The organism is Bacillus cereus ATCC 14579, from assembly GCF_000007825.1.
Taxonomy (GTDB): Bacteria; Bacillota; Bacilli; order Bacillales; family Bacillaceae_G; genus Bacillus_A; species Bacillus_A cereus.
In genome coordinates this window covers 2,263,414-2,275,919 of record NC_004722.1, presented here as the reverse complement: position 1 = coordinate 2,275,919, position 12,506 = coordinate 2,263,414, and the positions used below count along the sequence as shown (strand labels likewise).

Here is a 12,506-nt window from a genome sequence, read left to right as displayed (position 1 = left end):
AACTATTACCCCTTTAAAAAAGAATATTCAGAAAAAAACAAACCTCTTCAACCATACCTTGAATTCGCTTTTTCCCACTTAGTAAAATAGCTTGGAATAAACACGTAACAAAAAATAATCAACCAAACACGATAAATCCCAAAAGTAATTTTTTTAAAGTTTCATTTTGGTATATATACCTAATCCCTTCTTTAAACTCTGTTATTAACATCTTCAAATTAACTTCTTTCCATTTTGTTCTACCATTTGGTACACGAACTTTTTCTGGAATGGAGATCGTTTGAATCAAAATACCACTCGTAATAAAAGTAAGTGTATTTACTAAAATGCTCCCATAAATTCCAAAAGTCCAGTACACCATCGTTGCAATTCCTACACCAAACAAAGCATACAAACTATTTACCATTTGATTAATACCCGCTGCTGCACCGTATTGGTCTGATTCAACTACTCCCTGTATCATCGATTGTTCTGATGGAGAGAAAAATTGTATACATGCATTTTCCAAAAATAAAAATATAAAGACAAGTATAATCATCCCGTAATAAAGCGAAATTAGGATTCCAATATTACAGAGCGAACAACATATGTTACTTACTGTACATATACGTTGTCTATCAAAACGATTCACTACTGTCCCTACTAATAGAAAAAAGATTAATGCAGGTAATGCAATCATAATTTGTGTCATCGTTGCGTAAACTGGTTGTTTTCCGTATTGATCTAGCAAATAAAACATTAAAGAAATTCCAGCAATCATAGAACCGAGTCGCTCTAAAATATTTGCTAGAAAAAAACGTGCATACACTTTGTTGCGAAATAACTATAGCATTTCTTTCATACTTCGTATCCTTTCTCTCGACAAAATAGTATTGTTTTAGTCATTTATTGGAAGTTAAATTATATTTTTCGACCATTATCCAATCTTTTCCTTCTTAATAAAAAACATAAAAAAAGAGCCCTTATTCTCAACACAAGGACTCTTTTCATAAACTATTTAGCTACCTCTTCTTTCGGCATTACCATACCTTTATAAAGTTGAACAGTTATCCAGTAATAGATGAAATAAATGACTAAGAATATCCCAATTGGCACCCACACTTTTACAAACGGGTCAACTAATATAAAGCTGAATAAGTTAAGCCCTACTAAAACGTGAGAAATGCCAATGATTGCTGGGAAGATAAATAAATATGAAATTTCTTTATATATACTTTTCGTTAGCATACTGCGTCTCACACCAATTTTTCGTAACATTTCATAACGGCGTATGTCGCGAGAAGCACCTGTTAATATCTTGAACATAAGGGAACTTGCCATCATTGCTAAAAAGGCAATTCCGAGGAAAAATCCCATAAACATTGTTCCGCTCATGAAGCTGTTCATAAACTGATAAATTGTCATTTTCGTAAATAAGTCTACCTTTTCACCTGTTGCTTTTTCAATTTGTGCTTTTTGTCTCTTGTCTATTTCGATCAATAACGGTTTATATTTTTTCATATCATCTACTTTTGCTAATGTTACAGTGTGTTCTGTTCCTTGAATTCCTTTATAATGCTCTTCGTCTGCAATTCTTACTGGTTTTCCGTTAAATTGATTATGCGTAATTTGTATCTCTCTTACAACTGCGTCTTCCCAATCCTTTGGCATACGAGGGAATTTTGCTAATTCAGGAGCCTCTAAAGCTGAATATACAGGTTCTGTTAAAGGTTCAGTCACACGTTTACGAACAGGCTCTTTTAACGTTTTTGTATCAAAATGGTCTGAAACAAGTGGTGGTTTCGCAGTTAAGTCGTTACGTAAATAATAAACGGCTTCTCCATCTACTTTATATTTGTACTTGCTTTCTTCAACAATTTCCATTTCTTTTAAGGCAGCTTTGTCTTGATCATTCGGATCATGAATTACAACATCATATACACGAGAAAAGTCTGTCATAATACCTACATTTTTTTGGAAAGCCATACCTGCCGTCATCGCACCTGCGCCTAATGCAATTAACATCGCTACAGTACCTAATACTCTCGATAAACTATTTACTCGAAAGCGTAGCTGTGCATATGTAAAACTATTTAGACCAGTTTCATTTCGTTTTTTATTCCCCTTAATTTTCATCACAAAAAATGGGAGTAATGAACTAAAGATAAAATATGTTCCAAGTGTTGTAACGATGGTTGCTATAATAAAACCTAATTCAGCATATATTTTTACATTGATCATAAAATAGTACCCTATACTTACTAGTAATACACCAAGTACTGTCATTATAATAATGCGAGTTTTACTTTTCTTCACTTCATCTAGTGTTTCATCTTCACGAATTAACTCTAGTTCAGTTTTACGTAACAATCGGACACTGTTCATTAAGCCAGTAATGAAAAATAGTATTAAGAAGAAAATAGCTGTAACTAAAATTGCTGGTGTGTATACAGATGCATAACTACCTTTTGCTGAAATTTCCATTCCATTCATTAAAAAGTTTCCTGCTACACTTGCAAGTAACATCCTTACTAAAATACCGATAATAATACTGACAATACCCATACCGAATGTTTCAATAAATAATAACTGTGCTACTTTTTTCTTTTTTGCACCAAGCATCATGTACATACCGAGTTCTTTTCTTCTTAACGTGAGTAAGAAAGAGTTGGCATATATAATATAAAATACAGTAATGAAAGATAATAGTATTGCACTTACCCAAAAGACGAGTCTAATACTACTAATTAGGCTATTATCTTTCGTAAATTCGCTATTCATCGCCATCGTTTGGAACATATAGAAAATACTAATACTAATAACGAGGCCAATAAGTAAAACCATATAATCTTTTAACATTTTTTTCATACTATGACGTGATAATTTAAATAACATAGTTTCGCCCCCTACTTAGACTCAGCAGCTGAGCCCATATGAGCGAGCACACCTAAAATGTCTTGATAGAAATTCTCTCTAGTGCCTTGACGATTTAATTCTTTATAAAGAAGACCATCTTGAATAAATAAAATACGCTCACAATAACTTGCACTAAATGCATCATGTGTAACCATCAAAATACTTACATTGTGATTTTCATGTAAATCTTGCATTGCTTCTAATAAACTTTTTGCGTTTTTACTATCAAGCGCACCTGTCGGTTCATCTGCTAATACAATTGCTGGATTATGTACTAAAGCTCTTGCCGCCGCTGTTCTTTGCTTTTGTCCACCAGAAACAGCAGTTGGATATTTTGTTAAAATTTCAGTAATTCCTAATTTCTTCGCAACGTCATTTACCTTTCCAGTAATCTCACTTGATGGTACGCCTTGCAGAGAAAGTGGTAAAGCTATATTTTCATAAATTGATAAGTTTTCTAGTAGATTAAAATCTTGAAAAATGAAACCTAATTTTTGAGAGCGAAAATCAGATAACGCATTGCCCTTCATAGAAGTAATATTTGTACCAGCTATCGTCACACTACCACCTGTCGCTTGGTCAAGTGTACTTATCACATTAAGTAAAGTCGTTTTTCCAGACCCAGAAGGACCCATAATCCCGACAAATTCTCCTTCTTTAATACTTAACGATACACCCCTTAATGCTTTTGACTGATTCTCATTTCTTTTTCCATACGTTTTTTCTACACTTTCTACAGTAACTACATTTGTTGACATCTCTTTCACTCCATCCCTTTTGTATAAAATTAATTTCTCACATATTTCTTATTATTTTGTCATGTAAATCCTTAAGATTTTTTTAATTATTCATTCAATAAGAGTTACACCTGTAACATGAACCTATTTCCTACTTCATATTCTCATTTTTCTACAACTCGTTCCCTCGATTTCGCTTACATTTACCTTACATTTTTGTAAGATAAAAAAGAAAACACACTAATTTCTAATAGTGTGTTTTCTTTACAATCAATATTTTCTATTCTTTATTTCTTCTTCAATAGTTGCCACAAATACATCTAGTGCAATAACTTCTGACTTCTCTTCCCCATATTTACGTACATTTACAGCTCCGTTTTCCATTTCCTTATCTCCAATAACAAGAACATACGGTACTTTTTGCATTTGTGCTTCTCTTATTTTATATCCTAATTTTTCATCTCGTGCATCTTGTTCAACACGAACTCCAGCTTGTGCTAATTTAAGTGCAATCTCATTGGCATATTGTTCATGTACTGCATTTGAAACTGGAATTACTTTCACTTGAACTGGTGCCACCCATGCCGGGAACGCACCTCCAAAGTGCTCAATTAATATTGCTAAGAAGCGATCTAATGACCCTAAAACTGCCCTGTGAATAACAACTGGTCTTTTCTTTTCATTATTTTCATCTATATAATTTAAATCAAATTTCTCTGGCATTTGGAAATCAAGCTGGATTGTTCCGCACTGGTGACTTCTATTTAAAGCATCTTTAATATGAAAATCAATTTTCGGCCCGTAAAATGCACCGTCACCTTCATTTAGTCTATATTTATAATTTAGCGATTGTAATACATTTTCTAATGCTGCTTCTGCTTGCTCCCATAATTTATCATCACCCATTGAGTCTTCTGGACGAGTAGAAAGCTCTACTTCATATTCGAATCCAAAAGTTTTATATACGTAATCAATTTGCGCCATTACTGATTTAATTTCATCTTCAATTTGTTTTGGAGTTACAAATAAATGTGCATCATCTTGGCAGAAAGTACGTACTCTTAATAATCCGTTTAAGGCACCACTAAATTCATGGCGATGTACTTGACCAAATTCACACATACGAATCGGTAATTCACGATAAGAATGCAATTTATTTTTAAACATAAGCATGTGCCCTGGGCAGTTCATCGGTTTTAATGCAAAACTTTTATTATCTACTTCAGAGAAATACATATTATCTTTATAATGTCCCCAGTGCCCTGATCTCTCCCATACTTCTTGGTTCATCATGAACGGAGTGCGTACTTCTTGATAATTGTACTCTTTTTGAATTTCTCTTAAAAATGCTTCCAATTCGTTACGAATCATTTGTCCTTTCGGTAAATAAAACGGCATTCCCGGAGCCTCTTCAGAAAACATAAATAACTCAAGCTCACTGCCTAACTTACGATGATTTCTTTTTGCTGCTTCTTCAACGAAATGTAAATACTCTTCTAATTCTTTTTGAGAAGAGAATGCAACACCATATATGCGCTGAAGCACTTGGTTATTACTATCACCTCGCCAATATGCACCGGAAACGTGAGTTAATTGAAATGCTTTCAAATAACCTGTAAATGGTAAATGTGGCCCTCTACATAAATCTACAAATTCACCTTGTTTATATAGTGTTACACTTTCCCCACTAGGAATTGCTTCTAAAAGTTCTAATTTCAAGCGATCGTTCATTTCTTGAAACAGTTTTGCTGCTTCTTCTCGAGAAACCTCAACTCGTTCTATCTTTATATTTTCATTTATAATCTTTTTCATTTCTTTTTCGATTTTTCGTAAATCTTCTACGTTTACACTACTTGGAAGATCCATATCATAATAAAATCCATTTTCAATAACAGGCCCCACCCCAAGATTTATATCACCATACATTCTTTTTACAGCTTGCGCTAAAATATGTGCCGCAGAGTGTCTTGTAATTTCTACACCTTCATTTGAATCTATAGTAATGATTTCTACTTCCGCATTTTCTTCAATATTTCGGCGTAAATCATATAACCCATCATTCACTTTCCCCGCGACTGCTTTCTTTTTCAAACTACTGCTAATGGATCCCGCAATTTCTTCTAAAGTAACTCCATTTACAAATTCTTTCACGCTACCATCTGGAAATTTAATTTCAATCATTTGTTCTTTCATTTTTCATCTCTCCATTTCATAATAAAAAGCACACTCATCCCTAACATAGGGACGAGCGTGCTTTTACCCGTGGTTCCACCCAGATTCCCATCACAAAATGCAATGGCTTCTTTTACGGTAACGTCGTTTATACGGCACTAGATACTTAATTTCCCCAGTGCAGCTCTAAGGTGGTAAGTTATTTTTCTGCGTTAGGAAGTTCTCAGCTTTCCTTCCTTCTCTGTATAACCGGGTAAAATAACTCGTGTCCTTTTCTTCGCTTATTATGAAATTGAATGCAAAAAAGCATATTCATCCCTAAATATAGGGACGAATATGCTTATATCCGTGGTTCCACCCAGATTCCCATCACAAAAAACATAATGGCTTCTTTTGCGATAACGTCGCATACACGGCACTAGATACTTAATTTCCCTAGTGCAGCTCTAAGGTGGTAAGTTATTTTTCTGCGTTAGGAAGTTCTCAGCTTTCCTTCCTTCTCTGTATAACCGGGTAAAATAACTCGTGTCCTTTTCTTTGCTTTTTGTAAAACATCCATTTATTGTTATTTAATATATCTTATTCATTTTATTTTTGCAAGTGTTTAAAAAAATTATTTATTTAATTAAAAAAGTGAAACCAAATTTTTTTGGTTTCACTTCACAATTTTACCAATCTTGTGGTTCGTAATTTAAGTCTGCAAATAGACGTCTTTTCTCTTTCTTTGTTAAATCTCTCCACTGCCCAACCGGTAAATTATTCAATTCAATATTCATAATTCTCGTACGTTTTAACGTGTATACTTGATAACCTAAAGCTTCACACATACGGCGAATTTGACGATTTAGCCCTTGTGTTAAAATAATTTGGAACTCATATTTTGATAACTGTGTAACCTCACAAGGAAGCGTTTTTGTTCCTAAAATTTTAACACCCGCTGCCATTTTCTCTAAGAAATCAGGTGTAATTGGCTTATCTACTGAAACGATATATTCTTTCTCATGTTTGTTTTCAGCACGTAAAATTTCATTAACAATATCACCATCATTCGTTAACAAAATTAAACCGTCTGAGTCTTTATCAAGACGTCCAATGTGACTAATTCGTAAAGGATGGTTCACTAAATCGATAATATTACCTTTTACTGATTTTTCACTCGTACATGTAATACCTACTGGTTTATTTAAAGCGATATATACGTGATCTCGAGCAATTCGAAGCTGCTCTCCATTTACTCGTACATCATCACCTGGGTTCACTTGGTCACCAATTTTTGCAACCTTACCGTTAATAATTACTCTTCTCTCATTAATTAGTTTATCCGCTCCACGTCGAGACGCTTTTCCAGCTTCACTAATAAATTTATTGATACGCAAATTAGGCACATCCTTTTCTAAAAAAATTTCAAGCTCACACTGCTTCTACCGTACAATACAAAAGGGTAAGCCTCCTATTATAACTTAAATATATTAACATGAAAGGGTATATAACGTCTTCTATTAATTACTTGTTTATAAGAAAATATCTTTATTATACATTCATTTATACACTTTTTCAGCGTTTAATATACAAGCCATTCTTCCTTACATACAGCTTGTTTTCCTTTTATCTCTTCTATATCTTCATGAATATTAGCTAATTTATATAAATCTGGGAAAATCTCTTCCACATAATGTTGATGCGTCTGTTCATCTTTCCAATACGTTAACACTATGTAACGATTTTCATTTTTTAAAGACTTCCCAACTACTCCACCTAACATTCCTTTTGCTTTTTCCATTCCTTTATTCCAAATTGTTTCTTGCTTCTGTAAAAAATACTTTTCCTTTTCCACCTTTACATCACATATAGCAACTCTTACGAATGATCCTTCTGTAACAACGTCTTTCAAATGCGTATCAGTTATATCATACAACGTTTGAAATAATTCAATTTCACACGAAAGAAACGTATCCTCTTGATTACTATTTAAATAAATTGTATCGTGAGCACCATTCATAAATGATTGATATGTACTTCTATCTTCCCATAAAGTAAATACACATGCCTCATCTTCATACCATCCACCAAATTGTCCATGAAAACCATCTAGATGCCGTATATCACTCCATTTTTCTTGCGCATTTGAAAACAATTTCTTTTTCTCTTCTTCCACCTTACAGTAGATTGTTTTTAGTAACATTTTTAATTCCCCCTTTAGCATATAATTTATCTTCTTCTCACAATAATTAGTTCACATAATATTTTTATAATCACCCTAATACTCTTTATAGGCATATAGAACTAATCATATTTATCACTACATCTATCAAAACATCTATCGAATTTAATTTCAAATGATTCAGAATAAAAAAAGATGTAACTCTTAATGAATTACATCTTTAGCTAATCTCCCTTATTCATCTTTTTCTCAAATAAATAATACGTAATTTCTCCCGGATAATGTACTACTGCTACCTTCCTTTCCCCTTTTTTAAAACTAACAGTATGCCCGTTTTCCCCTAAGTTCTCCCATCCATTTGCTTTTGTAATAGGCATTACACTTATATATTGATAGTCCTCTTCATTATCATCGTTAATATGGATTGCTGACATTGGCACTGGAAAATCTTTAATTTTAGATTCTTTGTCTACATATATGAGTGCAAATAAACCAACTAATAACATAGCCATTGAAATACTTAAAACCAGTTTTCTTCTATTCATTTTCACTAAAAACCCTCTTTTCTCGCATATAGCTTTCATCATTTTACTAAATTTAATTATTCGTGTATAGAAAAGTCATAATTTAAATTATTTCTAACCTATTTTCTCTACTTTAAACAACATTATTGTTATATATTATAATTATAAGTTTTTAAATTTTGGAGGCGTTACATATTGCAGAAATTACTTTTTACTAAATGGACAGTTGTTATTTCTATTTTCATCATTTTCGGTACGATTTTCTATGTTACTAATGTTAAAAATAACAACGAAAAAGCAACTGTAGAAACAGCGGAGACAAAAACTTTCAAAACGAAATTACAACCTAAAATTCATGAATTGACTACTCATTATAATGACATCATCGAAAAAGATTGGTTACCTGCCTGGGAAGAGATTAACACGAATGGAGATTCAGTAGATCGAAATAAACTATTAGTTACAATGAGTGCTGTTTCCAAACAGTACGAAACAATTATGAACGAAATAGACACGCTTAAAATTGAAGAAAACATAACAGATATAGATATACAAAAACAACTACTTCAATTCACAACTCAGTTTAAATCCGCATCAAATTTCATGAAAAATGCAGCAAATTTGATTATAGACGGAGCAAATAACTCTACTCCAACCAATGAAACTATTGAAAAAACAAAACAAGCTTTAGGACTTGCGGATCAACATATTGTCATCGCTTTATCTACTTTAAATGAAGTTGAAGATAAATTAGGACTTACAAAAAAATAAAACTATTTACTATTTTAAAATAAAAAATGATTGCAATTCACAATTTGTATGTCTATAATATTTTTATTGATTTACAATCAATGTGTTTATAAATTTTATAATTCGGATGAACCATTCAGGAGAAGGTCTATTGATCTACCGACGGGGCAAAAAGTTGTTATACCAGCTTTGAAACTCTCAGGTCTTGGTTACAAGTAGAACTGCATGGGGACGAATCTCTGGAGAGACTCCCTCTCGCTTTCATAGAGCGCGGAGGAAAACGAGCACCGAAGGAGCAAATCCGCTACTTTAGCGGATAATCTCTCAGGTAAAAGGACAGAGACAAGCGAAAGAAAAAGCCGATTGTATCGGTTTATTTTTCTATCCCTTGTTTCTCCAGAGACCATTTCATTTACTTGAAGTGGTTTTTATTTTTTCTAAAAAAGGAGAATAAAGATGGAGACAGTAAGTAAAGTATTAGAACAACTAAATCAATACGTGTGGGGATTACCAACTTTGTTGCTACTCGTTGGAACAGGTATCATTCTCACAGTGCGTTTGAAAGGTTTACAGTTTAGTAAACTATTATACGCTCACAAACTAGCGTTTAAAAAATCAGAAGATACTTCTTCTTCTGGAGATATTAGTCACTTCCAAGCACTCATGACAGCTATGGCCGCAACGATTGGTATGGGTAATATAGCCGGTGTTGCAACAGCGGTTACAATTGGTGGTCCTGGTGCAATATTTTGGATGTGGATTACCGCTTTATTCGGTATGGCAACAAAGTATGCAGAGGCAATACTTGCAGTGAAATACCGTGTTAGTAATGAAAATGGTGAATATTCAGGTGGACCAATGTATTATTTAGAGCGTGGTTTAGGTAAGAAATGGCTTGCTATATTATTCGCTATATTTGGTACAACTGCTTCTTTCGGTATTGGTAATATGGTGCAATCTAACTCAGTTGCAGAGGCAATGCGAATTAATTTCTCTTTCCCTCCTGCTTTAACTGGTATAGTAATGTCATTTTTAATCGCAATTGTTATTTTAGGCGGTGTAAAAAAAATCGGGAAAGTGACGGGATATGTCGTTCCTATTAAAGCTTTCTTTTATATAATTGCTGGTCTTATAATTATTTTCTATCACTACGACCAAATTCCAGAAGCATTTTCACTTATTTTTTCTGGTGCATTTAATGGTACAGCAGCTGCTGGTGGTTTTATTGGGGCAACAGTTGCATCAGCTATCCAAATCGGAATGGCGCGTGGTGTATTTGCGAACGAAGCTGGTTTAGGGAGTGCACCAATTGCGGCGGCGGCGGCAAAAACCGATTCGCCTGCAAAGCAAGCTTTAGTTTCAATGACTGGTACTTTTCTAGATACGTTTATTGTATGTACAATTACAGGACTAGTATTAATTACTACAGGCGCTTGGAAATCAGGTAAAACTGGTGTTGAAGCTACAACACTTGCATTCCAATCTGTATTCGGTACTGCTGGTAGTATGATTCTCGGTATCGCAATTATTTTATTTGCCTACTCTACTATTTTAGGCTGGTCGTATTATGGAGAAAAATGTGTAGCTTATTTATTCGGAGAAAGTGCAGTTAAATATTATAAAGCAATCTTTATTTTCATGATTGCAATTGGTGCTAATTTAAAGCTAGGAATCGTATGGACATTTGCTGATATTGCAAATGGACTTATGGCAATTCCAAACTTGATTGGTTTGATTGGATTAAGTAGTATTGTTGTTGCTGAAACGAATCGCTTTTTACAAGCAGAGAAATTGAAAGAAAATAATAAAAAACAGGCAAGTTAATCTATGAAAAAAGGAATGACTCATACATGATGAGCATTCCTTTTTTCATCCCCTCTTTTACTTAATTACTATCATTAAAAATATATTTATATCAATATTTACTCCTTTTTATTCCTTCAAAAGTTTTTCACATAAATGTCATAAATCGTATGGTCTAACTATATAGTTGAAAAGGAATGCGACATTAAAGTGTCGCTGAAAAACTCATCCAAGAAAAGGGAGGAAAAATCTTTTGAAAAACAAAATCATTGTTTTCCTATCTGTTTTATCATTTATTATTGGTGGTTTCTTCTTTAACACGAATACTTCAAGTGCTGAAACATCATCTACTGATTACGTTCCTAACCAATTAATCGTTAAGTTCAAACAAAATGCATCTTTAAGTAATGTGCAATCTTTTCATAAATCTGTCGGAGCTAATGTCTTATCTAAAGATGATAAGTTAGGTTTTGAAGTCGTACAATTTTCAAAAGGTACTGTAAAAGAAAAAATAAAGAGTTATAAAAATAATCCAGATGTGGAATATGCAGAACCAAATTATTACGTTCACGCCTTTTGGACTCCAAACGACCCATATTTTAATAATCAATATGGATTACAAAAGATTCAAGCTCCACAAGCTTGGGATAGCCAACGAAGTGATCCTGGTGTAAAAGTAGCTATTATTGATACAGGAGTTCAAGGCTCACACCCTGATCTGGCTTCGAAAGTAATTTACGGGCATGATTATGTTGATAACGACAATACATCTGATGATGGTAATGGTCATGGTACACATTGCGCTGGAATTACTGGAGCACTTACGAATAACAGCGTCGGAATTGCTGGTGTTGCCCCACAAACTTCAATTTATGCTGTCCGCGTATTAGATAATCAAGGAAGTGGTACTCTTGATGCTGTAGCGCAAGGTATTCGAGAAGCTGCTGATTCGGGTGCAAAAGTAATTAGTTTAAGTTTAGGAGCTCCAAATGGTGGTACTGCATTACAACAAGCCGTTCAATATGCATGGAATAAAGGCTCTGTTATAGTTGCAGCTGCTGGAAATGCTGGAAATACAAAAGCTAATTACCCTGCTTATTACAGCGAAGTAATTGCAGTTGGTTCTACAGATCAATCAGATAGAAAATCTTCATTCTCTACTTATGGTAGCTGGGTAGATGTTGCAGCACCAGGTTCAAATATATATTCAACATATAAAGGAAGCACGTATCAATCATTAAGTGGTACATCTATGGCAACACCTCATGTTGCAGGAGTCGCTGCTCTTTTAGCAAATCAAGGATATAGTAATACACAAATTCGCCAAATTATTGAGTCAACTTCTGATAAAATTAGTGGTACAGGTACGTACTGGAAAAACGGTAGAGTCAATGCATATAAGGCTGTACAATATGCTAAGCAATTACAAGAAAATAAAGCTTCTTAAGAAAACTTTAATCAGTC

Annotated in this window: 9 protein-coding genes, 1 pseudogene, 1 riboswitch and 2 other annotated features; of the genes and pseudogenes, 3 read left to right on the top strand and 7 right to left on the bottom strand. The window is 33.7% G+C overall.

Annotation, left to right across the window (positions count from 1 at the left end; translation table 11 throughout):
• Positions 1 to 121: 121 nt before the first annotated feature.
• From BC_RS11650 to BC_RS11620, 7 genes and pseudogenes are all read right to left on the bottom strand, one after another.
• Positions 122 to 841, bottom strand: a pseudogene (locus BC_RS11650) (MFS transporter); the annotation flags it as partial.
• Positions 842 to 993: 152 nt separating this feature from the next.
• Positions 994 to 2,874 (bottom strand): FtsX-like permease family protein, encoded by a 1,881-nt coding sequence (locus tag BC_RS11645; RefSeq protein WP_000897905.1) that lies wholly within the window; start codon positions 2,872 to 2,874, stop codon positions 994 to 996.
• A gap of 11 nt (positions 2,875 to 2,885) precedes the next feature.
• On the bottom strand, positions 2,886 to 3,653 hold the full coding sequence (locus BC_RS11640; RefSeq protein ID WP_000106426.1) for an ABC transporter ATP-binding protein: 768 nt from the start codon (positions 3,651 to 3,653) through the stop codon (positions 2,886 to 2,888).
• A gap of 249 nt (positions 3,654 to 3,902) precedes the next feature.
• Positions 3,903 to 5,825: a threonine--tRNA ligase gene (gene thrS, locus BC_RS11635; RefSeq protein ID WP_000663098.1), complete on the bottom strand. Its 1,923-nt coding sequence runs from the start codon at positions 5,823 to 5,825 to the stop codon at positions 3,903 to 3,905.
• A gap of 44 nt (positions 5,826 to 5,869) precedes the next feature.
• Positions 5,870 to 6,091 (bottom strand) — a binding site (T-box leader).
• A gap of 36 nt (positions 6,092 to 6,127) precedes the next feature.
• Positions 6,128 to 6,351 (bottom strand) — a binding site (T-box leader).
• Between the two features lie 121 nt (positions 6,352 to 6,472).
• Positions 6,473 to 7,180, bottom strand: coding sequence for a 23S rRNA pseudouridine(2604) synthase RluF (gene rluF, locus BC_RS11630; protein ID WP_001222171.1), 708 nt, complete (start codon positions 7,178 to 7,180; stop codon positions 6,473 to 6,475).
• A gap of 185 nt (positions 7,181 to 7,365) precedes the next feature.
• A complete protein-coding gene (locus BC_RS11625; RefSeq protein WP_000925179.1) occupies positions 7,366 to 7,986 on the bottom strand; it encodes a YdbC family protein in 621 nt (206 codons plus the stop codon).
• 203 nt (positions 7,987 to 8,189) lie between these two features.
• Positions 8,190 to 8,552 carry a hypothetical protein gene (locus BC_RS11620; protein WP_002197739.1) on the bottom strand — a complete coding sequence of 121 codons (363 nt, stop codon included), beginning with the start codon at positions 8,550 to 8,552 and terminating at the stop codon, positions 8,190 to 8,192.
• 132 nt (positions 8,553 to 8,684) lie between these two features.
• On the opposite strand from BC_RS11620, the gene BC_RS11615 reads away from it, so the two are divergent.
• The 3 genes from BC_RS11615 (at position 8,685) to BC_RS11605 (ending at position 12,489) form a co-directional block, all read left to right on the top strand.
• The gene (locus BC_RS11615) at positions 8,685 to 9,260 is read left to right on the top strand and encodes a hypothetical protein (protein ID WP_001170889.1); all 576 of its coding nucleotides are present in this window, start codon (positions 8,685 to 8,687) and stop codon (positions 9,258 to 9,260) included.
• Positions 9,261 to 9,468: 208 nt separating this feature from the next.
• Positions 9,469 to 9,589, top strand: a riboswitch (glycine riboswitch).
• A gap of 106 nt (positions 9,590 to 9,695) precedes the next feature.
• Positions 9,696 to 11,063 carry an alanine/glycine:cation symporter family protein gene (locus BC_RS11610; protein ID WP_000451037.1) on the top strand — a complete coding sequence of 456 codons (1,368 nt, stop codon included), beginning with the start codon at positions 9,696 to 9,698 and terminating at the stop codon, positions 11,061 to 11,063.
• 232 nt (positions 11,064 to 11,295) lie between these two features.
• The gene (locus BC_RS11605) at positions 11,296 to 12,489 is read left to right on the top strand and encodes a S8 family peptidase (protein WP_000790938.1); all 1,194 of its coding nucleotides are present in this window, start codon (positions 11,296 to 11,298) and stop codon (positions 12,487 to 12,489) included.
• Positions 12,490 to 12,506 lie beyond the last annotated feature (17 nt).

Bases quoted from the DNA above. Each gene is read 5' to 3' on its own strand.
- thrS (WP_000663098.1), bottom strand. From the start codon at position 5,825: ATGAAAGAACAAATGATTGAAATTAAATTTCCAGATGGTAGCGTGAAA.
- BC_RS11610 (WP_000451037.1), top strand. From the start codon at position 9,696: ATGGAGACAGTAAGTAAAGTATTAGAACAACTAAATCAATACGTGTGG.
- BC_RS11640 (WP_000106426.1), bottom strand. From the start codon at position 3,653: ATGTCAACAAATGTAGTTACTGTAGAAAGTGTAGAAAAAACGTATGGA.
- BC_RS11645 (WP_000897905.1), bottom strand. From the start codon at position 2,874: ATGTTATTTAAATTATCACGTCATAGTATGAAAAAAATGTTAAAAGAT.
- BC_RS11620 (WP_002197739.1), bottom strand. From the start codon at position 8,552: ATGATGAAAGCTATATGCGAGAAAAGAGGGTTTTTAGTGAAAATGAAT.
- BC_RS11625 (WP_000925179.1), bottom strand. From the start codon at position 7,986: ATGTTACTAAAAACAATCTACTGTAAGGTGGAAGAAGAGAAAAAGAAA.